The 20710-nt window shown below is 73.1% G+C and carries 26 protein-coding genes; 17 read left to right on the forward strand and 9 right to left on the reverse strand.

Annotated elements, in window-relative coordinates; translation table 11 throughout:
• Positions 1–113 precede the first annotated feature (113 nt).
• From H958_RS0115055 to H958_RS0115065, 3 genes are all read left to right on the forward strand, one after another.
• Positions 114–1229: a sugar ABC transporter substrate-binding protein gene (locus H958_RS0115055; RefSeq protein WP_028059278.1), complete on the forward strand. Its 1116-nt coding sequence runs from the start codon at positions 114–116 to the stop codon at positions 1227–1229.
• Between the two features lie 89 nt (positions 1230–1318).
• Positions 1319–2095, forward strand: coding sequence for an ATP-binding cassette domain-containing protein (locus H958_RS0115060; RefSeq protein WP_037410158.1), 777 nt, complete (start codon positions 1319–1321; stop codon positions 2093–2095).
• Positions 2092–3327 (forward strand): sugar ABC transporter permease, encoded by a 1236-nt coding sequence (locus H958_RS0115065; RefSeq protein WP_051324282.1) that lies wholly within the window; start codon positions 2092–2094, stop codon positions 3325–3327. Before H958_RS0115060 ends, H958_RS0115065 begins: the two co-directional genes overlap by 4 nt.
• 60 nt (positions 3328–3387) lie before the next feature.
• Here the strand turns inward: H958_RS0115065 and H958_RS0115070 are convergent, their stop codons facing one another.
• Positions 3388–3699, reverse strand: coding sequence for a hypothetical protein (locus H958_RS0115070; RefSeq protein WP_156027999.1), 312 nt, complete (start codon positions 3697–3699; stop codon positions 3388–3390).
• Between the two features lie 108 nt (positions 3700–3807).
• Here H958_RS0115070 and H958_RS0115075 point away from each other — a divergent pair, with 108 nt between their 5' ends.
• Complete coding sequence (locus tag H958_RS0115075) at positions 3808–4764, forward strand: Gfo/Idh/MocA family protein (RefSeq protein WP_028059282.1); 957 nt, start codon at positions 3808–3810, stop codon at positions 4762–4764.
• Here the strand turns inward: H958_RS0115075 and H958_RS0115080 are convergent.
• Genes H958_RS0115080 through H958_RS0115090 form a run of 3 tightly spaced genes read right to left on the reverse strand, consistent with a single transcriptional unit; the run spans position 4754 to position 7169 of the window.
• On the reverse strand, positions 4754–5611 hold the full coding sequence (locus H958_RS0115080; RefSeq protein WP_028059283.1) for an NAD(P)-dependent oxidoreductase: 858 nt from the start codon (positions 5609–5611) through the stop codon (positions 4754–4756). The two genes, H958_RS0115075 and H958_RS0115080, sit on opposite strands and share 11 nt — an antisense overlap.
• A complete protein-coding gene (locus tag H958_RS48715; protein ID WP_255325424.1) occupies positions 5608–5736 on the reverse strand; it encodes a hypothetical protein in 129 nt (42 codons plus the stop codon). Before H958_RS48715 ends, H958_RS0115080 begins: the two co-directional genes overlap by 4 nt.
• Positions 5733–7169, reverse strand: coding sequence for a flavin-containing monooxygenase (locus H958_RS0115090; RefSeq protein ID WP_028059284.1), 1437 nt, complete (start codon positions 7167–7169; stop codon positions 5733–5735). Before H958_RS0115090 ends, H958_RS48715 begins: the two co-directional genes overlap by 4 nt.
• A 51-nt stretch (positions 7170–7220) precedes the next feature.
• On the opposite strand from H958_RS0115090, the gene H958_RS0115095 reads away from it, so the two are divergent.
• The gene (locus H958_RS0115095; protein WP_028059285.1) at positions 7221–7754 is read left to right on the forward strand and encodes a TetR/AcrR family transcriptional regulator; all 534 of its coding nucleotides are present in this window, start codon (positions 7221–7223) and stop codon (positions 7752–7754) included.
• Here the strand turns inward: H958_RS0115095 and H958_RS0115100 are convergent.
• Both H958_RS0115100 and H958_RS0115105 read right to left on the reverse strand, forming a co-directional pair.
• Positions 7723–8871: a pyridoxal phosphate-dependent aminotransferase gene (locus H958_RS0115100; protein WP_028059286.1), complete on the reverse strand. Its 1149-nt coding sequence runs from the start codon at positions 8869–8871 to the stop codon at positions 7723–7725. The two genes, H958_RS0115095 and H958_RS0115100, sit on opposite strands and share 32 nt — an antisense overlap.
• Before the next feature lie 13 nt (positions 8872–8884).
• Complete coding sequence (locus H958_RS0115105; RefSeq protein ID WP_028059287.1) at positions 8885–9535, reverse strand: zinc-dependent metalloprotease family protein; 651 nt, start codon at positions 9533–9535, stop codon at positions 8885–8887.
• 133 nt (positions 9536–9668) lie between these two features.
• Between H958_RS0115105 and xylB the strand changes: the two genes are divergently transcribed.
• Positions 9669–11078 (forward strand): xylulokinase, encoded by a 1410-nt coding sequence (gene xylB, locus H958_RS0115110; RefSeq protein ID WP_028059288.1) that lies wholly within the window; start codon positions 9669–9671, stop codon positions 11076–11078.
• 711 nt (positions 11079–11789) lie between these two features.
• Entirely contained in the window at positions 11790–12083 is a 294-nt protein-coding gene (locus tag H958_RS46315; RefSeq protein ID WP_156028000.1) for a hypothetical protein, read from the forward strand.
• Positions 12084–12158: 75 nt separating this feature from the next.
• Here the strand turns inward: H958_RS46315 and H958_RS43405 are convergent, their stop codons facing one another.
• Both H958_RS43405 and H958_RS0115125 read right to left on the reverse strand, forming a co-directional pair.
• A complete protein-coding gene (locus tag H958_RS43405) occupies positions 12159–12833 on the reverse strand; it encodes a class I SAM-dependent methyltransferase (RefSeq protein ID WP_051324283.1) in 675 nt (224 codons plus the stop codon).
• A 35-nt stretch (positions 12834–12868) separates the two neighbouring features.
• Positions 12869–13510 carry an ArsR/SmtB family transcription factor gene (locus H958_RS0115125; RefSeq protein ID WP_051324284.1) on the reverse strand — a complete coding sequence of 214 codons (642 nt, stop codon included), beginning with the start codon at positions 13508–13510 and terminating at the stop codon, positions 12869–12871.
• A gap of 46 nt (positions 13511–13556) precedes the next feature.
• Here H958_RS0115125 and H958_RS0115130 point away from each other — a divergent pair, with 46 nt between their 5' ends.
• The 7 genes from H958_RS0115130 to H958_RS0115160 all read left to right on the forward strand — a co-directional run bounded on the left by H958_RS0115130 (position 13557) and on the right by H958_RS0115160 (position 17737).
• Positions 13557–14711 (forward strand): MFS transporter, encoded by a 1155-nt coding sequence (locus H958_RS0115130; protein ID WP_028059291.1) that lies wholly within the window; start codon positions 13557–13559, stop codon positions 14709–14711.
• 4 nt (positions 14712–14715) lie between these two features.
• On the forward strand, positions 14716–15684 hold the full coding sequence (locus H958_RS0115135) for a PLP-dependent cysteine synthase family protein (protein WP_051324285.1): 969 nt from the start codon (positions 14716–14718) through the stop codon (positions 15682–15684).
• A complete protein-coding gene (locus H958_RS0115140; protein ID WP_028059293.1) occupies positions 15678–16091 on the forward strand; it encodes a hypothetical protein in 414 nt (137 codons plus the stop codon). The genes H958_RS0115135 and H958_RS0115140 overlap by 7 nt, the downstream gene beginning before the upstream one ends.
• Positions 16088–16570, forward strand: coding sequence for a ferritin-like domain-containing protein (locus H958_RS0115145; RefSeq protein ID WP_028059294.1), 483 nt, complete (start codon positions 16088–16090; stop codon positions 16568–16570). Before H958_RS0115140 ends, H958_RS0115145 begins: the two co-directional genes overlap by 4 nt.
• Positions 16571–16602: 32 nt before the next feature.
• A complete protein-coding gene (locus tag H958_RS37525) occupies positions 16603–16794 on the forward strand; it encodes a Sec-independent protein translocase subunit TatA/TatB (RefSeq protein ID WP_037410159.1) in 192 nt (63 codons plus the stop codon).
• 8 nt (positions 16795–16802) lie between these two features.
• Entirely contained in the window at positions 16803–17216 is a 414-nt protein-coding gene (locus H958_RS37530; RefSeq protein ID WP_231379260.1) for a Mov34/MPN/PAD-1 family protein, read from the forward strand.
• A gap of 65 nt (positions 17217–17281) precedes the next feature.
• Entirely contained in the window at positions 17282–17737 is a 456-nt protein-coding gene (locus H958_RS0115160) for a putative signal transducing protein (protein WP_196807357.1), read from the forward strand.
• Positions 17738–17749: 12 nt separating this feature from the next.
• On the opposite strand, the gene H958_RS0115165 is transcribed toward H958_RS0115160, so the two are convergent.
• A complete protein-coding gene (locus tag H958_RS0115165; RefSeq protein ID WP_028059296.1) occupies positions 17750–18490 on the reverse strand; it encodes a hypothetical protein in 741 nt (246 codons plus the stop codon).
• 61 nt (positions 18491–18551) lie between these two features.
• Here H958_RS0115165 and H958_RS37535 point away from each other — a divergent pair, with 61 nt between their 5' ends.
• The 3 genes from H958_RS37535 to H958_RS43410 are packed head-to-tail and all read left to right on the forward strand — an operon-like array spanning position 18552 to position 20678.
• Positions 18552–19460 carry a VOC family protein gene (locus H958_RS37535; protein ID WP_037410161.1) on the forward strand — a complete coding sequence of 303 codons (909 nt, stop codon included), beginning with the start codon at positions 18552–18554 and terminating at the stop codon, positions 19458–19460.
• Positions 19461–19473: 13 nt separating this feature from the next.
• On the forward strand, positions 19474–20109 hold the full coding sequence (locus H958_RS0115175; protein ID WP_037410162.1) for an alpha/beta hydrolase: 636 nt from the start codon (positions 19474–19476) through the stop codon (positions 20107–20109).
• A complete protein-coding gene (locus H958_RS43410) occupies positions 20106–20678 on the forward strand; it encodes a CGNR zinc finger domain-containing protein (protein WP_156028001.1) in 573 nt (190 codons plus the stop codon). Before H958_RS0115175 ends, H958_RS43410 begins: the two co-directional genes overlap by 4 nt.
• Positions 20679–20710: the final 32 nt, after the last annotated feature.

Below are 20710 nucleotides of genomic sequence, written 5' to 3' on the forward strand. Positions count from 1 at the left end.
CAGGTTCTTGACAAAGTCCCCGTCTTGCTGTCGAATCCATCAGCGGTCGTCCGAGCCTTTGCCTGGACACCCCGTCCCTGTCCCAAAGCGTCCACCTGGAGGAGGAGGACCCTATGAACCGAGCCGCACGGCTCATCCCTCTGTTCGCTGCCGCAGCCGCGCTCTTCGTCGCGGCATGTGGCAGCGACAACAACTCGAGCTCGAGCTCGAGCAGTAGTAGCTCCGGCGGCTCGAAGACGGAAGCGAAGGCCGGCAAGGTCGGCGTGCTGCTTCCCGACTCCAAGTCGTCCGTCCGCTGGGAGACCGTCGATCGTCCGTTCCTGAAGAAGGCCTTCGGCGACGCGGGCGTCGAGGCGGACATCCAGAACGCCGAGGGCGACAAGTCCACGCAGCAGCAGCAGGCCGAGCAGATGATCACCAACGGCGCCAAGGTGCTGCTGCTGGTCAACCTCGACTCGGGCTCGGGCGCGGCGATCGAGGCCAACGCGGAGTCGCGCGGCGTGAAGGTCATCGACTACGACCGCCTGACGCTCGGCGGCAGCGCCGACTACTACGTCTCCTTCAACAACGTGAAGGTGGGCGAGCTGCAGGGTCAGGGCCTTGACTCCTGCATGCAGAAGTCGGGCGGGAAGAACATCGTCTTCCTCAACGGCTCCCCGACGGACAACAACGCCACGCTGTTCAAGCAGGGCGCCCACTCCGTGCTGGACCCGAAGATCGACTCCGGCACCTACAAGAAGGTCGCCGAGCAGGACGTGCCGGACTGGGACAACCAGAAGGCACTGACCATCTTCGAGCAGATGCTGCAGAAGCAGGGCAACAAGATCGACGGCGTCCTCGCCGCCAACGACGGCCTCGGCAACGCGGCCGTGTCGGCGCTGAAGGCGCGCAAGCTCAAGCAGATCCCGGTCACCGGCCAGGACGCGACGCTGCAGGGCGTCCAGAACGTGCTCACCGGCGATCAGTGCATGACCGTCTACAAGCCGATCGCGGGGGAGGCGGACGCGGCCGCCAAGCTCGCGATCGCGCTGGCGAAGGGCCAGACGCCCCCCGCGCCGGCCGACAAGACGAACAACCAGAAGAAGGACGTCCCGTCCGTGCTGCTGACCCCGGTCGGCGTCACCAAGGACACGGTGAAGGACTACCTCAAGGAGGTCGACTTCCCGAAGGCCGAGGACATCTGCGCCGGCAAGGTCGCCGAAGCGTGCGCCGCCAACGGCGTCCAGTAGGAGACATCGGAACCATTGCGTAGGATGCGGGGGCCCGCCAGGATCGTTGGCGGCGGGCCCCCGTTCCGCGTAGAGGAGGAAGAACTGACGTGACGACGGGAACCCCGGTCCTGGAGCTGAGGGGCGTGTCGAAGAGCTTCGGCGCGGTCCAAGCCCTCTACCAGGTGGACTTCCATGTATCCGCCGGCGAGGTCATGGCCCTCGTCGGAGACAACGGCGCCGGGAAGTCGACGCTGATCAAGTGCATCGCCGGGATCTACCCGATCGACTCTGGGCAGATCCTCTTCGATGGCAAGCCCGTGCACATCCACGGGCCCAAGGACGCCGCCGCGCTCGGCATCGAGATCGTCTATCAGGACCTCGCGCTGGCGGACAACCTCGACGTGGTCCAGAACATGTTCCTCGGCCGCGAGGAGACGCAGGGCCTGCTGCGCCTCGACGAGACCAAGATGGAGGCGCGCGCGGCCGAGACGCTCAAGAGCCTCTCCGTGACGACCATCCGCAGCGTCCGCCAGACGGTCGCGGGGCTCTCCGGCGGCCAGCGCCAGTCGGTCGCGGTCGCCAAGGCCGTGATGTGGAACTCGCGCGTGGTGATCCTCGACGAGCCGACCGCCGCGCTCGGCGTCGCCCAGACGCGGCAGGTGCTCGAGCTCGTGAAGCGGCTCGGCGAGCAGGGCCTCGCGGTGATCCTCATCTCGCACAACCTGCACGACATCTTCGAGGTCGCGGACAACATCACCGTGCTGCGCCTCGGCCAGAACGTCGGCGAGATGAAGCGCACCGAGACGACGCAGCAGAAGGTCGTCGAGGCGATCACCGCCGGCGCCCTTTCTGAAGTTCCCGGTCAGGCGGAGGCGGTGGCATGAGCGCCGTCGCCGACCAGCCGGTCATCCCGCCCGACGCGCCGACCAAGGACACCCTCGGCGCCTACGCGTCCCGCTGGTGGACGGGTGTCAAGGCGGGCGACCTCGGCTCGCTGCCGATCATCCTCGGCCTGGTCATCATCGCGATCGTCTTCCAGACCGCGAACTCGAACTTCCTCACCGCCGGCAACTTCGTCAACCTGATCGTCCAGTCGGCGGCGTACGCGCTGGTGGCGATGGGCATCGTGTTCATCCTGCTGCTCGGCGAGATCGACCTCTCGGTCGGCTACGTGTCCGGCGTCGCGGGCGTGCTCGTCGCGCTGCTGCTGAACCCCGACAAGAGCGTCCCGCCGACGTTCGTGGCGGTGATCCTCGCGCTGCTGGCCGGTCTCGCGATCGGCACGCTGCACGGCCTGATCATCAGCAAGATCGGGATTCCGTCGTTCGTCGTGACGCTGGCCGGCCTGCTGGGCTGGAACGGCGTGGTGCTGCTGCTGATCGGCAGCCGCGGCACCGTCATCCTCCAGAACGACTTCCTGGTCGGTCTGGCGAACAACTTCATGTCGGACGGGCTGGCCTGGATCCTCGTGATCGCGGTCACGGCGCTCTATGCGGGCCTGCACGCGATGAAGATCCGCACCAGGGCGAAGGCGAACCTGCCGACGGAGCCGATGCTGCTGATCATCATCCGCGTCGCGTTCCTGCTCGTCGTGCTGGCGATCGTGGTGGCCGTCGCCAACCAGGACCGGGGCGTGCCGTGGGTCGGCGTGATCGTGGCCGCGCTGTTCGTCTTCTGGACCTTCGTGCTGCAGCGGACGAAGTTCGGCCGCCACATCTACGCCGTCGGCGGCAACGCCGAGGCGGCGCGCCGCGCCGGCATCAACGTCGACCGGATCAAGATCGCCTGCTTCGCGCTGTGCTCGCTGATGGCGGCCGTCGGCGGCCTCGTGCTCGCCTCGCGCCTGCGGTCGGTGGACACCAACTCGGGCGGCGGCTCGATCCTGCTGTACTCGATCGCCGCGGCGGTCATCGGCGGCACGTCGCTGTTCGGCGGCCGCGGGCACATGAAGAGCGCCATCCTCGGCGCGCTCGTGATCGGCTCGATCGACAACGGCCTCGGCCTGCTCGGCCTGTCGTCGGGGACCAAGTTCGTCGTCACCGCCGGCGTGCTGCTGCTCGCCGTGACGGTCGACTCGCTCGCCACCCGCGGGCGGGCCAGCTCAGGACGAGCATGAACATCGGCCCCGCCCGCCCCGCCTGCGCGGGGCCGGGCGGGGCCGTCTCTCTCTCCCCCGCTAGCGCGGGAACGGCATGGGCGCCGGCGCGGCGCGGCGCTCCGACCTGGTGACGCTCAGCTCGTGCACGATGCGCTCGGTGCTGTTCTCGTGGACCACGAGGCCGAGCGTTGCAAGCGCGGCCAATGCGGCGTCGAGCGTGCGCTGGGCGCTGCCCTCGGCCTCGGCGTCGATCGCGGCGACGAAGATCATCACGATGCCGGCGGCGATGAACAGCCACTCGATCGTGGCGCCGGTCCACACCCGACTGGCGATGACGAGGAAGCCCGCGAGGAGCAGGAGGGCCAGCCGCGAGATGAAGTGCATGCGCAAGGCTGCGCTCCTTTCATCATTCGGCGGGCCGGGCCGGACGGCGCGATCCGACAGGGTCCGCTGATTGCCTACACAACGAGCGTAGTACCGGGGGGACGGAAGAGGCACATGCGCTGGGGAATCCTTTCGACGGCCAACATCGGCCGCAAGCTGATCGCCGGCGCGCGCGTCGCGGGCGTCGAGATCGCCGCCGTCGGATCGCGCGACGAGGCCCGCGGGCGCGCGTTCGCGGACGAGCACGGCATCCCGCGCGTGCACGCGTCCTATGAGGCGCTGCTCGCCGACGGCGAGGTCGACGCGATCTACAACCCGCTGCCCAACTCGCTTCACGTGCCGTGGTCGATCAAGGCGCTCGAGGCCGGCAAGCACGTCCTGTGCGAGAAGCCGATGTCGCGCGACGTCGAGCAGGTGGAGCGGGCGTTCGACGCCGCCGACGCCGCGGGGCGTGTGCTGATGGAGGCGTTCATGTGGCGCTTCCACGTGCAGACCGCGCGCGTGGTCGAGCTCGTGCGCGATGGAGGGATCGGTCGGTTGCGCCACATCAACGCGCGCTTCGGGTTCAACCTCGATCCGGGGTCGGGGAACGTGCGCTGGGACGAGTCGCTCGAGGGCGGCGCGCTGATGGACGTCGGTTGCTACTGCGTGTCCGGGATGCGGTTGCTCGCCGGCGAGCCCGTACGCGTGAGTGCCGAGCGCGTGGGGGAGCGCGTCGACGGCCGGCTGGCCGCGGTCCTGCGGTTCGAGGGCGACGTGACCGGGACGTTCGACTGCGGCATGGACGTCTATCCGCGCTCCGGCCTCGAGGTCGTGGGCGACGACGCGACGCTCTGGATCGCCGATCCATGGCATGGCGTCACGCCCGGGATCGTCATGCAGCGCGACCTGGGGGAGGAGCGCATCGAGGTCGAGGCGGTCGACCCCTACGGGCAGGAGCTGCTCGAGGTCGAGGCGGCGGTCTCCGAGGGACGCCCGCCACGGCTCGACCGCGCGGAGTCGCTCGCGCAGGCGCGGGTGATCGCGGCGCTCTACCGGGCAGCCGACGAAGGGCGCGCGGTCACGCTGTGACGACGTTGACCAGCGGCTCGCCGGCTCGCAGCCGCGCCACCTGCGCGGCCACCAGCTCATAGGCGCGCACGAAGGACTCGGGCGAGTCCCCCGCCATGTGCGGACTGATGACGACGCCCGGCGCCGTCCACAGCGGGTGGCCCTCGGGCAGCGGCTCGGGGTCGGTCACGTCCAGCGCCGCCCGGATCCGGGGAACGGCCTCGAGCAGCGCGTCCGTGTCGGCCATGGCGCCGCGGGCGGCGTTGACGAACAGCGCGCCCGCGCGCATGCGCGCGAAGAACTCGCGGCCGGCAAGGCCGCGGGTCTCGGGCGTGAGCGGGGCGAGCAGGACCACGGCGTCGGCCTCGGGCAGCAGCGCGGGAAGCTCGGCGGCCGCGTGCAGGCCGTCGCGCGCCGTGCGCGCCACGCCGATCACGTTCGCGTCGAGCGCGCGCAGCCGCCGGGCCAGCGCGGCGCCGATCGAGCCGTGACCGACGATCAGGACGGTGGACCCGGCCAGCTCGCGCGGTTGCCAGTACTCCCACCGGCGCCGCTCCGCGGCCTCGAAGAGGCCCTTGCCGTGGGCGAGCAGCATCCCCAGCACCCACTCGGCCACCGGCGTGTCGCGCACGCCGCGCGCGTTGCACAGCGTCACGTGCGCGGGCACGCGGCCCTGCAGCCAGTCGACGCCCGCCTCGAGCGTCTGGATCATGCGCAGCGAAGGCGCGCCGGCGATGAACTCGAGCGCCTCGGGCGTGTCGTAGGACGGGACCATGACCTCGGCGTCCGCGAAGCGCCCCAGCTCCACGTCCTGCGGGAGCGCCGCGCGCAGCCCGGCCTCGTGCTCGCGCGGCGCCCAGAGCCTCATCCGGCGCGCATCCGCGCGACGTTGACCACGCGCCCGCGGCTCTCGAGCAGCGCCGGCAGCGCGGCCGCCGTCACGCGCCACACGCCCAGCAGGCTGACCGCGGCGCCCGTGATCACGACCCTCATGCGACGACGTACTCGGCCGGGTCGAAGCGCGCCGTCCGCTGCCGGAAGCGCCACGTCCAGTCGGGCCACAGCGTCGGGTTGCGCCCCTCGCCGTCGAGGTACCAGCTCTGGCAGCCGGTGTTCCAGACCGTGCCCTGCAACCGGCGCTGCACCTCCGCGTTGAAGCGCTCGGCGGCTTCCGGCCGCACCTCCACGGTGCGCGCGCCGCGCGAGCGCAGCTCGCGCAGCGCGCCGACCACGTAGGCGAGCTGCGACTCGATCATGTAGACCATCGAGCTGTGCCCGAGCCCGGTGTTGGGGCCGAGCAGGATGAACAGGTTGGGGAAGCCGGGGACCGTGCAGCCGAGGTGCGCGCGCGGGCTGCCGTTCCACGCCTCCTCCAGCGTCTTGCCGCCGCGCCCGCGCACGAGCCTGCCGATCGGCATGTCGACGACGTGGAACCCGGTGCCGAAGACGATCGCGTCGACCTCGCGCTCGGCGCCGTCGGCCGTGACGATCGAGCGCTCGCGGACCTCGGCGATCACGTCGGTGACGAGCTCGACGTTGTCGCGGGCCAGCGCCGGATACCAGCCGTTGGACGGCAGGATGCGCTTGCAGCCGATCGTGTAGTCCGGCCGCGCCTTCCGCTGCAGCTCGGGCGGCAGGTGGCGCTCCATGTGCCGGCGCGAGACGCGCTCGAGCAGCGGCATCGCGCGCGGGTGCTTGACGAAGCCGAGCACGAGCAGCTCGCGGCCCGCGTAGATCCCGCCGCGCACGAGCCGCTGCAGCGCCGGGAAGCGGCGGTAGACGCGCTTCTCCCACGGCGTGATCGGCCGGCTGGAGTGCGGCATCACCCACGGCGGCGTGCGCTGGAAGACATGCAGCTGCGCCACGTCCGGCGCGATCGAGGGCACGAACTGGATCGCCGACGCGCCGGTGCCGATCGCGGCGACGCGCTTGCCGCGCAGGTCGACGGAGTGGTCCCAGCGGGCGGAGTGGAACGCCGGGCCCTCGAAGCGCGCGAGCCCGGGGAAGTCGGGGATGCGCGGCTCGACCAGCGGGCCCGCGCCGCTCACCAGCACGTGCGCGCTCACCGGGCCCTGCGACGTCTCGAGCCGCCAGCGATCGCCCCGCCATTCGGCCGCCTTGACCTCGCACCCGAGCCGCAGGTGCGGCGTCACGCCGAACTCGTCCGCGACGCGCGCGAGGTAGTCGCGGATCTCGGGCTGGCGCGAGTAGGTCCGCGACCAGTCGGGGTTGGGCGCGAACGAGAACGAGTACAGGTGCGAAGGGACGTCGCAGGCGCAGCCGGGATACGTGTTCGCCCACCACGTCCCGCCGACGCCCTCGTTGCGGTCGAGGATCACGAAGTCCTCGACGCCCTCCTGGCGCAGGCGGATCGCGAGCCCGATGCCGGAGAACCCGCTGCCGATGATCGCGACGGTCGTGTCCATGTCCGGTTACGTTACCGTAAGCTACGCCTCTGTAACATCAGTTCGGTGCGCATGAGCGCGGAGCAGCGGCGCGAGCAGTTGCTCGACGTCACCAAGCGGATGGTGCTCGACGCGGGGTTCCACGCGGTCTCGATCGAGGCGGTCGCCCGCGATGCGGGCATCACGCGGCCGATCGTCTACGGGCACTTCGACGATCTCGCCGGTCTGCTCGAGGCGCTCGTGGATCGCGAGTCGCGGCGGGCGCTCGCCCAGCTGGAGACCGTGCTCCCGCGGCCAGACCTGCTGCAGTCCCTGCGCGCCTATCTCGAGGCGGTCCAGGCCGACCCCGACACGTGGCGGCTCGTCCTGATGCCGCAGGAGGGCGCGCCGCGGCTCCTCCACGACCGGATCGCGCGCGGGCGCGAGGCGATCGTCGCGCGGCTCGCGCACGGGCTCGAGCCCGGAGCCGGGCTGCCGGATCCGGAGCTCGCGGCGCACCTGCTGTCGGCCTACGCCGACGAGGCGGCGCGGCTCGTGCTCACCGCCCGCTTCCCGGCCGAGCGGATCATCGCGCTCAGCCACTGGGTGCTGCGGCGGCTGCGGTGAGCCTCGCCGCGGCCGCGTCGATCACGCCGAGCCGCTTGCAGAACGCGAAGCGGACGTACGGCCGCAGCCGCTCGGGCTCGGTGGAGAACACCGACGTCGGGATCGCCACGACGCCGGCCCGCGGCACGAGCGCGCGGCACCAGTCCGCGCCGTCGCCCTCGACCTCGACGTTCGCGAAGTAGGTGCCCTGCGGCACGAGCACGTTCAGCCCCGCCTTCTCGAGCGCGGCGCACAGGTGGTCGCGCTTGCGCGCGAGGTCGGCCGAGAACGCCGCGTACCAGTCGTCGCCCAGCCGCAGTGCCGCCGCGCTCGCGTACTGGAACGGCGTCCCGCCGGCGAAGGTCAGGAACTGCTTGGCCGCGCGCACCGCGGCGACGAGCTCCGCCGGCCCGGTCGCCCAGCCCGTCTTCCAGCCGGTGACGGAGAACGTCTTGCCGATCGAGGAGATCGTGACCGTGCGCTCGGCCATCCCAGGCAGCGTCGCGAGCGGGACGTGCTCGCCGTCGAACACGAGGTGCTCGTAGACCTCGTCGGTGACCGCGATCAGGTCGCGCTCGCGGCACACGGCGGCGACCGCCTCCAGCTCGGCGCGGCCGAACACCCGCCCGGTCGGGTTGTGAGGCGTGTTGAGCAGCAGCATGCGCGTGCGCGGCGTCACGGCGGCGGCCAGCTCGTCCGGGTCGAAGCGCCAATCCGGCGGATGCAGCGGCACGGTGGAGAACGCCGCGCCGGCCATCGCGGCGGCGGGCGCGTAGGAGTCGTAGTACGGATCGAACGCGAGCACCTCGTCGCCCGGCTCGCAGATGCCGATGATCGCGGCGGTCAGCGCCTCCGTCGCGCCCATCGTGACCTGCACCTGCGTGTCGGGATCGAGCTCGATCCCGTAGAAGCGCCGCTGGTGCTCGGCGATCGCCTGCCGCAGCGGCGGCACGCCGGGCAGCGGCGCGTACTGGTTGTGGCCGGTGCGCATCGCCGCGATCGCGGACTCGAGCACCTCGGCGGGCGCGTCGTAGTCGGGGAACCCCTGGCCGAGGTTGATCGCGCCCGTGCGCTGCGCGAGCGCGGACATCTCGGTGAAGATCGTCGTCCCGAAGGCGGCGAGGCGGGTGGCGGTCATCGCCGTCCGAACGCTAGCGGCAGCGCGGGTCGCGCGACGCGGCGCTGCCGCCGTACAGACCGGCCGCGACGTCGACGTCCGCCGGCGCGGGCACGCACGCCAGCTCGTCGGCGGTCGGCTGCGTCGCCGCCAGCGAAGGTGCGCAGCGGGTGTCGAACGCGTGCGGCGACATCACGGAGCAGTCGTGCCCGTTGCGATGGTGCAGGCCGAGCACGTGCCCGAGCTCGTGCGCCGCGACCCAGACGGAAAGCGGCCGCGGGTTTCCGCCGAGGCTCGAGCGCAGGATGACGGCGTTGCGCCCGTGCGCCGCGCGGCCGATCGAGGTGCTGAAGCCCAGGCAGTCGCGCCCGCACAGGTGGCGCAGCGCGCGGTCGTCGACGCGCACGACCACGTCGGCCTTGCGCTCGCTGCGGACGAGCTCGAGGCGGACCTGCGCGCCGGAGCCGTTCCAGCGCGCCGCGGCGGTCGCGACGGTCTGCGACATCCCGCTCTCGTCGTACACGCGCACGACGCCGTGCGGCCAGATCGGCGAGCGGGCGCCGGCGAGGGCGGGCACGAGGCGGACGAGGGGCAGCGTGAGCAGCACGGCACCGGCCAGCAGCAGCGCCTGGCGGCGCCGGAGCACGGCGGAGCCCAGCCGCCCGTGGAGGACGGAGGAGAGCACGGGATGTCGATGCGGCGGGGGCCGGTGGAGGGGGAGCACAGCGGTGACGGCGCCAACGCGCCTATCAACCTCGCCACGTTATGTATGCCACGGCAGGTCATCTGCCAAACCCCGGCGGATATCGTCCGCCGGCATGAGCGTGGTGGTCGGGATCGATGTCGGGACGTCGGCGGTGAAGGCGATCGCAGTCGCCGAGGATGGAGAGGTGGTGGCGCGGCGGGAGGTCGGGTATCCGCTCGCCACGCCGAGGCCGGGCTGGTCGGAACAGAGCCCCGAGGACTGGTGGCGCGCGACCGAGCAGGCGCTCGACGGGCTCGCCGACGACGAGATCGCCGGCATCGGTCTCTCCGGGCAGATGCACGGGCTCGTGACGCTCGACGCCTCCGACGAGGTGATCCGGCCGGCGATCCTGTGGAACGACCAGCGCACGCAGGCGGAGTGCGAGGAGATCGAGTCGCGGGTGGGGCTCGAGCGGCTGATCTCGCTCACCGGCAACCGCGCGCTGACCGGCTTCACCGCTCCGAAGCTGCTGTGGCTGCGCAAGCACGAGCCGGACGCCTACGCGCGCATCGCGCACGTGCTGCTGCCGAAGGACTACGTGCGGCTGCGGCTCACGGGCGAGCGCGCGATCGACGTCGCCGACGCGTCGGGGACGCTGCTGCTCGACGTCGCGGGCCGGCGCTGGAGCCCCGACGTGCTGTCGGCGCTGGAGCTCGACGAGGCGTGGCTGCCGGAGGTGCTCGAGTCCCCCGTCGTGTCCGGCCGGACGGCGGCGGGGATCCCGGTCGCGGCCGGCGCCGGCGATCAGGCGGCGGGCGCGCTCGGCGTCGGCGTGGACCGGCCGGGACCGTTGTCGGTCGTGCTCGGGACCTCGGGCGTGGTGTTCGCCGCGCTCCCGTCCTATGAGGCCGATCCGCAGGCGCGCGTGCACGCGTTCTGCCACGCGGTGCCGGACACGTGGCACCAGATGGGCGTGATGCTCTCGGCGGCGGGGTCGCTCGCTTGGCTGCGCGGCGTCGCCGGCGGCGAGTTCGGCGAGTTGATCTCGGAAGCGGAGCGCTGGGAGCCCGGCGCCGAGGGGCTCACGTTCCTGCCGTACCTCACCGGCGAGCGGACGCCGCACGCCGACCCGGACGCGCGCGGATCGTTCACCGGCCTGTCGGTGCGCCACGACCGCGGCGCGCTGGTGCGCGCGGTCCTCGAGGGCGTGGCGTGCGGGCTGCGGGACTCGTTCGACCTCGTCGGCGGCGGCTCGCTCGGACGCGCTTCAGGCGGCGGGGCGCGCAGCGAGCTGTGGCTGAAGATCGTCGCCTCGGTGCTCGAGCTGCCACTCGAGCGGGTCGCGGTCGAGGAGGGCGCGGCGTACGGCGCGGCGCTGCTCGGCGGGGTCGCGGGGGGGGTCTGGAGCGATGTGCAGGAGGCGGTCGGCGCGTGCGTGCGGACCCACGGGGAGATCGAGCCGGTCGCCGAATGGGTCGAGCCCTACCGGGAGCTGATGGCGCGCTATCGGGCCCTGTATCCCGCGATCAGGAGCGTTTCCTGACACGCGCTTGCGTAACTCCTGATTGACGCGTACTGACTCACCGGTTGTCGGTAGGATGGCGGCCTGCTTGGAGGCGCGCGAACATCCGCGCTGTTGATCGGGACGGTGTTGGCGGCAGCGCCGACGCCGGCGCCGAAGGAGCTGTGGGAGGCATATCCGCACAAGTCCGATGACACAGCGGCGTTGCCACGGGCCGCGTCGCGGACGGCCTCGCCTCCGAGCGCGAGCCGTGGCGACGGCGGGGGGACTTCGGCACCGCTGATCGCCGGCGCGGCCGTGCTCGCGTTCTCCGCGGGCCTGCTGTTGGGGATGCTGCGCCGCCGCCGCGAGACTGATGGGGGACCGCCGGAGCCGGCGCCGGACGCGGCGCCGGTACCGGCTCCTCTGGCGAGCGGCCGCTTCGCGCCGCGGCGCGACGAGCTCCCGCCGGCCGGCATGGCCGCGGGGCCCGCGCACGGCATGCAAGCCTCGAGGGCGGCCAACGGCGTGCGCCCCGCGGAGCGCACCACCGCCACCGCGTTGGCCGCGCCGCCCGCCAACGGCGCGCCGGCCGGGCCGCCCGCCGCGCAGCCGCGTCGCGCGGCCTTGCCGCCTCCGCCTTCGTCCACCCGGCCGCGACCGGCCGCGCCTACGCCTCCCGCGGCCCGGTCGCGGCTCCCTGCGCCCCCGCCGCCGCCGTTGGCGCCGCGTGCCCCGTGGCCGGCGGCCTCCATGGACAAGTGGCGCTGCGAGATCACGTGGCGGTCCGGGTATCTGCGCTCGGAGTTCCGGGCGCAGGCCAGTCCGCCGGACTCCCGCCGCAAGACGGTCGTGCTGACCTCATGCGAGTTCAAGAACCTCATGAAGGACCCGGCCGACATCCCGCGGCCGGAGCTCGCGAAGGCGGTGCGCAAGCTCGTGGTCGCGCTCGAGGAGCAGGGCTGGAGGCCCGTCGCGCCGGGCGGGCGCTGGTACAGCCGCCGCTTCGTCTGGACCCATGACGGACCGCCGCCAGGCGTGGAATGAGCAGCAGGCAACGAGCCCAGGCACATGCGCCACGCGGACATCCTCCGGCCGGCGAGGCTTGCGCCGGCACGCTGACTAGCGGCGCCGCAGGGTGTGCAGCGTCACGTCCTCGCCGGGGATGGAGTCAAGGGTGAACGTGTGCCGGGCGGCGGCGAGGAAGTCGCGCGCGCCGGCGCGGCCGGGGTCGGCGATGCGCAGCTCGCCGCCGGGCTCGAGCAGGCGGGGGAGGAGCCGCAGCGCCGTCTGCACGTTGGCGGCGGTGTAGAAGACGTCGGCCGCAAGCACGACGTCCCATGGGCCGCCGTCCACGAGCGTCGCGCCGTGGTCGGCCCAGTCCGCGACGGCGACCGTCGCGACCGCCTCGTTGAGCGCGAGCGCATGCGCGGTGAACGCGACCGCGTCGCTGGAGCCGTCGGTCGCCAGCACCTCGGCGCCGGCCTTCGCCGCCGCGATGCTCGGCGCCCCGAGCCCGCACCCGAGCTCCAGCACCCGCCCGCGCGGCGGCTCCATGGCCGCCAGCGCGAGCCCGGCCGGCCACGGCCGCGCCCAATAGGGGACGCCTCGGCCGGCGCCGCCCTCCTCATGGCGCAGCGCCTCCCAGTCGGCCGGCTGGATCAGGTAGATGCCGCCGTGGTCGCGCACGACGACGTCGAGCAGCGGCGCCGGCAGCTCCTCCGCGGCGACGCCGCGCAGGGCGGCGAGCTGCTCGGCGAGCGAGGCGCGGAGGGCGGCGAGCGGGTCGGGCGGCACGCGACGATGGTGGCGCACGCCGGCGGCGGCCGGGGCTAGAGCGCGACGCCGAAGGTCCGCCGCAGCCCCCGCGCGCCCTTCGCTGTCACGCGCACGTCGCGGCCTTCGCCGCGCTCGATCCACCCGCGCTCGAACAGCGCCGCGGCGAGCTCGTCGCCGAGCGCGCCCGCGAGGTGCGGCGCGTGCTGGGTGGCGTCGAAGCACTCGAACGCGAAGCGGCGGCGCTCGGGCGGCGCCTCGATCCCCAGCGGCAGGGGCTCGGCGCCCGGCTCGACCATCCCGTCCGGCCGGTCGCGCAGCGCGCCCCGCTCGAGCAGCGCCCGGTAGAGGGCGACCCCGAGCCTGCCGGCGAGGTGCGAGTAGCAAGTGCGGCCGTCCGCCGCGTCGGCCTGTGCGGGCGCCTTCGTCACCACGCCCGTCAGGCGGTCGAGCAACGGCAGCAGCGCGAACAGACCCTCGTCGGCGATCGCGTAGATCACGCTCCGGCCGGAGCGCGAGACCGTCACCAGCCCTGCTTCGCGAAGCCGCCGGAGGTGGTTGGACAGCAGCGGCATCGATGCGTCCAGCGCGGCGGCCAGCTCGCTCACGGTCGCGGGGCCGCCGTGCCCGAGCCGGTCCACCACGCGCAACCGCACCGGATCGGCGAGCTCCTTCAACAGCGCGACGCGTGCGTCCACACACTTCAGGGTAGCGTCCACACACTTCAGGGTAGCGTGAATCGTCATGACGCGTCTGTATTGGGGCATCCTGCTCAGCAACCTCGGCAACGGCGCCTGGTACACGAGCTGGGCGCTGTTTCTCACCAAGCACCTGACGCCGGCCCAGGTCGGGCTCGGGATGGCGATCGCCGGCGCGCTCGGGATGCTCGTCGCGACGCCGCTCGGCCACCACGGCGACCGCTTCGGCCCGCGCGAGACGCTGATCGTGCTGCTGCTCGTCCAGGGCGCCGGCATGTGCCTCTACCTGGCGCACGGATTCGCGGCCTTCCAGGCCGCGGCGTGCGTCACGACGGCGGCCTCGCAGGGCGCCGGCGGCGTGCGGGCCGCGCTCGTCGTCGGGCTCACCGCTCCCGAGCGGCGGCTGGACGCCCTCGCGCGCCTGCGCGTCTTCAACCACATCGGCGCGGCCGCGGGCGCGGCGCTCGGCGGCGTGGTGATCGGCCTCGACGCCGGCTACGCCGCGCTGGTCGGCTTCAACGCGCTCACGTTCGCGGCCTATGCGGCGCTCGTGGCGAGCGTCCCGCGCGTCGCGCCGCTCCCGCCGCGCGCGCTCACCGTCCTCAAGGACGCGCCGTACGTCACGCTCGCGGCGATGGTCGGCGTCCTCAGCCTGTGCTGGGGGATGCTGTCGAGCGGCGTCCCGCTCTGGATCGCCCGCCACACCGGCGCGAGCCCGGCCCTCGCGGCGGCGATCGTCGTCATCAACTCGGTCGGCGTGGCGGCATTTCAGGTGCGCGCCACGCGCGGCCTGAAGACGCCGCTGCTCGCCGCCCGGGGCGCAGTCCGCTCGGGCGCCCTGCTCGCCGGCTCCTGCATCCTGTTCGCGCTCACCGCCGGGATGGGCGGCGTGGGCGCCGCGGTCCTGCTGATCGCGGCGGGACTCGTCCACCTGGCCGGTGAGCTGCTGTTCGTCGCCGCGTCGTGGGGCCTCTCGATCCCGCTCATGCCGCCGGACGCGCCGGGGCAATATCAGGGCATGTTCGCCACCGGCCAGGCCACCGCGCAGATGCTCGCGCCCGCACTGATGACGACGCTCGTCGCCGGCTGGGGCCGGCCCGGCTGGCTCGTCCTCGGCACGCTCTTCCTGGCCGCCACGGCGCCCGCCGCACCGGCGACGCGCTGGGCGCTGCGGACGCGCACCGCCCACTACACTTCGTAAAGCGATGGTCCAGCACCTGCAGAACCGTCCCTGCGGCGGTCGCTACGGCGACATCGTCCAGGCGATCGGCAACACGCCCCTGGTCGAGCTCAAGCGCCTCTCGCCCAAGCCGGGCGTGCGGTTGTGGGCCAAGCTGGAGTCGGCGAACCCCACGGGCTCGGTCAAGGACCGCGTCGCGCGCGCGCTGATCGAGGACGCCGAGGAGAAGGGCGCGATCCGCCCGGGCCAGACGATCCTCGAGCCGACGTCCGGCAACACCGGCATCTCGCTCGCGATGATCTGCAGTCGCAAGGGCTACAAGCTCAAGGTCGTGATGCCCGCCAACGTCACGCCGGAGCGGACCCAGCTGCTGAAGATGTACGGCGCCGAGATCGTCTACTCGCCCGGCGACCAGGGGTCCAACGGCGCCGTGTCGCTGGCGCTGGAGATGGCGCAGGCCGACGCGTCGTACTACATGCCCTACCAGTACGGCAACCAGGCGAACCCCGCCGCGCACTACAACGGCACCGCGCCGGAGATCCTCGAGGAGCTCGACGAGATCGCGGCGTTCGTCGCGGGCCTCGGCACCGGCGGGACGCTGATGGGCGTCGGGCGCCGGCTGCGCGAGGAGCTCGGCGACAGCGTCAAGATCGTGGCCGCCGAGCCGATGCAGGGCGAGCCCGTGCAGGGGTTGCGCTCCCTCGAGGACGGCTTCATCCCGCCGATCATCGACCTCTCGCTGCTGGACCGGAAGATCTTCGTCACCAACCGCGACGCGGTGGTGTGGACGAAGCGGCTGCTCGACGAGGAAGGCATCTTCGCCGGGGTCTCGACCGGCGCGATCGCCTCGATCGCCGTCCGGATCGCGAACGAGCTCGACGAGGGCAACGTCGTCTTCATCGTGTGCGACGACGGCTGGAAGTACCTCTCGTCCGGCCTCTACACGACGCCGGTCGACGAGCTGGAGAACCTGGACACCACGGTTTGGTGGTAGGCACCCGCCGAGCGCTGCTGGGCGCCGGTGCGGGAGCGCTCCTGGCGGGCTGCGGGCCGTCCGAAGCTCCGGCGGTCAGCCGCCAGGACGTGCTCGACGAGCAGCTCCGGCTGACGCGGCTCTCCGTCGCCGCCGGCGTGACCCGCGCGCGTGCGCGCGCGAGGAAGCTGGAGCAGGCGGGGGCGGTCGCGAAGGCCGCGAGCGGTCCGTCGGGCACGCGGGCGGCCTACGACGCCGAAGGGCGCGCGCTGGCGGGCTACGTCGCGGCCGTGGGCCGGCTGCGCGATCCCGCCTCCCGCGCGCTTCTCGCCGGGCTGATCGCGGACGCGGCGGAGAGCCACGCCTCGCTCGCGCGCCGGCTCGATCGCGACCCGCTCGCGAGCGCGTTCCCGGGGCAGCCGTCATGAGGCGCCGCGAGCTGCTGCTCGGCGCCGCCGCGCTGCTCGCCGCGCCGGCGACCGCGAGCGCCGCCCCGACCGAGGGCGCCATCCTGCTGGACCTGATCCGCCGCGAGCAGCAGGCCAAGCTCGCCTACGGCGCCGCGATGGAGACGCTCGGCTCCGGCGGGCCGCTGGAGCTCGTGAAGATCCGCGGCCACGAGGCCGACCACGCCGACGCGCTCGCGACCGAGCTCGCCGCGGTCGGGCTTCCCCGGCCGCTGCGACCGGAGCTCACCGGCGCAGCCGCGGAGCTCGCCGGCGCGCGCGACCGGGCGGGAGTCCTGGCCGCCGCGGTCAGGTTCGAGGACGAGCTCGTCGGCGCGTACGGGAAGGCGCTCGCGGGCCTGCCGGACGCCAAGATCGCGATGACCGCGGCCACGATCCTCGCCTCGCATTCACAACACCGCCTCATCCTGCGCCTGGCGGCCGGACAGGCTGAGGGCTAACCTCCGGTAACCGGCCAACAAGGGGAACGTCCATGCCGTTCAACAACATCGGTCCCACCGAGCTCATCATCGTCCTCGTCATCGCGCTGATCGTGATCGGGCCCAAGCGCCTGCCCGAGGTCGGCAAATCCCTCGGGAAGGGCATGAGAGAGTTCAAGGACTCCCTCAGCGGCGAGCGCCGCGAGGACGAAGAGGACGCCACCCCGCTCCCGAGGGCCAAGTAGCTCTGCGCATCCCGCGACAGCTCCTCGACGACGTCGTCGCCCACGCGCGCGAGGAGGCGCCGAACGAGTGCTGTGGAATGATCGCCTCGCGCAACGGCGAGGCGGTCGCGGTGCACCGCGCGCGCAACGCCGCGGCGAGCCCGCTGCGCTACATCATCGATCCGGCCGAGCAGTACCGGATCATGGAGACGATCGAGGACGCCGGGCAGGACCTCGGCATCATCTATCACTCGCACACGCGGTCGGACCCGGTCCCGTCGCAGACCGACATCAACCTCGCCAAGCTCGGCGGCACCGACATGCCGGCGTTCCCCGGCACGCTCTACTTGATCGTGGGCGTCAAGAACGCGCAGCCGGACCTCCGGACGTGGTCGATCGTCGGCGACGAGGTCACGCAGGTCGAGCTCCAGGTCGACGGATGACCCTGGTCTGCCCGGGGTGCGGGAGGCATCACGCGGCGGACGAGCGCTTCTGCGATGCCTGCGGCGTGCCCCTGGTGCACCACGACGCGGTGCTCCCGCCGGAGACCGAGTTGCGCGAGAAGGCGCGCAAGGTGCGGCCGGGCTATGCCGAAGGACCGCTGACGCGGGTCGCGACGGCGCGCCACCAGGCGGAGGCCGAGCTGCTGCAGGGGTTGCTGCTCGAGGAGGGGATCCCATCGCTGGTGCGGCGCTCCGGCGGCTTCGACGTGCCCGACTTCCTGGCCGCGGGGCCGCGCGACATCGTCGTCGCGGCGTCCGGGGCCGACGCCGCGCGCGAGATCCTCGGCGTGCCGGCGCGCATGCCGTTGCGCCCGCCCGCGGCGCGTCCCGCATGGGTCCGCGTCCTCGCCGTCGTGCTCGCGCTCGTCTCGATCCTCGTGATCGCGACGTTCGTCGTGGGCGCCGCGCTCGCGCAGGGCGCGCAGCGCCGGCCGTCGCCGGTCGCCGGCGCGACGCTGTAGGGCGGCGCGCGTCTACAGCCGCGCGAGGTGCGAGCGCCACGCGCGCTCGGTGTGCCGCAACGCCCGCGGGAACGCGATCTCCAGCGCGCGCACGGGGCCGTCCGGATGCGGACCGCGCGCGAGCGTGATGCACGCGCGCTCGCCCTCTTCGCGCGCGAGCAGGTCGAACACCGTGCCGCCCAACAGCAGCGCATCCGCGCGATTGGGCGGGAACTCCGGCTCGCCGCCCTCGCGCAGCCGCCGCGCCACCGCGGGGTGCACGTGCCGCGTCTGGCCCGACAGCCACTGCGCGGCGCCTTCCACGAGCCACGCCCAGCGTCCCCAGCGCGCGATCCGGCCGGGCCGGAACGGCGGCGGGAGCGGCGGGTGTCCGGCCGCCACGTAACGGCGGGCGAGCAGCGCCGACGGCGTGAGCATCAGCATCTCCAGCGAGCCCTCGACGTTCGACGCGCGGTGCGCGAGCAGTCGCGGGGCGAGCACGTGCAGCTCGCGCTCGCCCGCCCAGCCGACGACATAGCGCCGCGCCGCCGGTGCGGTCAGCCGGCGGGCGATCGGCAGCCACGGCTGCGCCGCGTCCAGCTGCGCGGCCGAAGGGTGCAGGACGACGGCGAGCTCGCCCGGCCGCGCCTCGAAGCGCTCCTCCAAGCGCGCCCGCGCGTGCTCGAGCTGGGCGAGCACGCGCGCGGCGTCCTCGGCGTCGCGCTCGTCATGGCGCGCCACGAACGTCTCCGACGCGCTCTCGACCCACGGCACCCCTTGAGGATGACGCACGCCTCGCTATAGTTGCACGCACAACTACTTGAAGGGCGAAACCATGAACCTGGTCGGGCTCCACCACATCACGATGATCACGGGCGACGCGCAGGAGAACGCGCGCTTCTACGGCGACGTCCTCGGCCTGCGGCTGGTGAAGAAGACGGTGAACTTCGATCAGCCCGACGCGTACCACCTCTACTTCGGCGACGAGACCGGCGCCCCCGGCTCGATCCTGACCTGGTTCGAGTTCCCCGGCGCGGCGCGCGGGCGCGCGGGCATCGGCATGATCCACACGCTGCAGCTCGGCGTCGCGAGCGAGGCGGCGCTGGACTTCTGGCAGGCGCGCGTCGGCGGCACCCGCGGCGAGGGCTCACTGCGCTTCACCGACTCCGACGGCCTGCAGCTGGAGCTGGTGGTCAGCTCGCTCGGCAACCCGCCGCTGGCCGCCGCGCATCCGGAGATCCCGGCCGAGCACGCGATCACGGGCCTGGAGGGTGCGCGCGCCTACAGCGTGTACGCCAACGTCGAGGAGCGCGTCCTCACCCACACGCTCGGCTTCACCTACCAGGGTGCGGGCGAGTACGTGCTCGAGGGCTCCGAACGCCGCTTCAACTGGGCCTACGACCCGGCGCCGGCCGCGCGCGGCGCGCAGGGCGCGGGCACGGTCCACCACATCGCTTGGGGCTCGCGCGACGAGGACCATCTCGCGTGGCAGGAGCGGATCGCCTCCGCCGGCGGCTACGTGAGCGACGTCCGCGATCGCGACTACTTCCAGTCGATCTACTTCGGCGAGCCGCGCGGCGTGCTGTTCGAGATCGCCACGCTGAGCCCGGGCTTCGCCGTCGACGAGGACCCCGCGCACCTCGGCGAGGGGCTGAAGCTGCCCAAGCAGCACGAGCACCTGCGCGAGCATCTGGAGTCCACGCTGCGTCCCGTCGAGAACCCGCGCACCGCGCGCGTCGCGTAGGGGGAGGCTTATCGTGAGGACATTGAGCGAGCTGGTCTATCAGGAGCGTCCGGCCGCCGGCACGGCTGAGGGCCTGCTGGTGCTGCACCACGGGCGCGGGGCCGACGAGCAGGACCTGCTCGGCCTGGGCGACGTGCTGGACCCGGAGCGCCGGCTGCACGTGGTCACCCCCCGAGCGCCGCTGCAGATCCCGGGCTGGCCGGGCTACCACTGGTACCTCGTGCCGCGCGTCGGCTACCCGGACCATGACAGCTTCCAGGCCGCCTACCGCGCGCTGGGCGCGCTGCACGACGAGCTGTGGGAGCGCACCGGGCTCACGCCCGCGCAGACCGTGTTCGGCGGCTTCTCGATGGGCTCGGTCATGAGCTACTCGCTCGGCCTGGGCGGCGACCGCCCGGCGCCGGCGGGGATCCTCGCCTTCTCGGGCTTCATCCCGACGGTCGACGGCTGGACCCCCGAGCTGACCCGCCGCCCGCGCGTGTTCATCGCGCACGGCCGCAACGACCCGGTGATGGACGTCGCGTTCGCGCGGACGGCGCGCGAGACGCTGGCGGGGCTCGACGTCTCCTATCACGAGTCCGGCGCGGCGCATCACATCGACCCGGCCCACGTGCCGGCGGCCCAGGAGTGGCTCGCGACGACGCTGTGAGCTCGCTCGCCGCCGACCTCGTGAACACCCGGCCGCGTCCGGCCGACCCCCCGGAGAAGCTCACGGGGCCGGACGCGGTCGCGGCGCTGCTCGAGCCGTACGGGCTCGAGCCGGCGCCCGTCGAGGAGCTGCGCGAGGTTCGCGGGCGATTGCTCACGGCGTTCGAGGCGCGCGACATGGGCGAGCTCGCGGCCGCCCTGAACCCGCTGCTGGCGCGCGGGGCGACGCTGCGGCTGCTGCCCGCCGGCTGGGCCACCGCCGCCGGCGGTTCCGCCCCCGGCGGCGAGGCCATCCCCGGCGGCGAGGCCACCCCCGGCGGTTCCTCCGCGTCCACGCGCTGGTCGCTGCGCGCGCCCACCGAGGAGCTCTCCCCGGCCGACCGCATCGCGGTCACGGCCGCGACCGAGCTCGCCGCGCTGGCCGCCGAGCGCGGGCTCGACCGGCTCCGGTTCTGCGCCGCGCACGACTGCCAGCGCGTCTTCGCCGACACCTCCCCGCGCGGCGACCGCCGCTACTGCTCGCGCACCTGCTCGACGCGGATGAACGTCCGGCGTCACCGCAGCGGCTGACGCGCGCGTTCTCCGTCCGCCCGTTTCCTGTA

Source organism: Candidatus Solirubrobacter pratensis, from assembly GCF_000425945.1.
GTDB lineage: Bacteria > Actinomycetota > Thermoleophilia > Solirubrobacterales > Solirubrobacteraceae > Solirubrobacter > Solirubrobacter pratensis.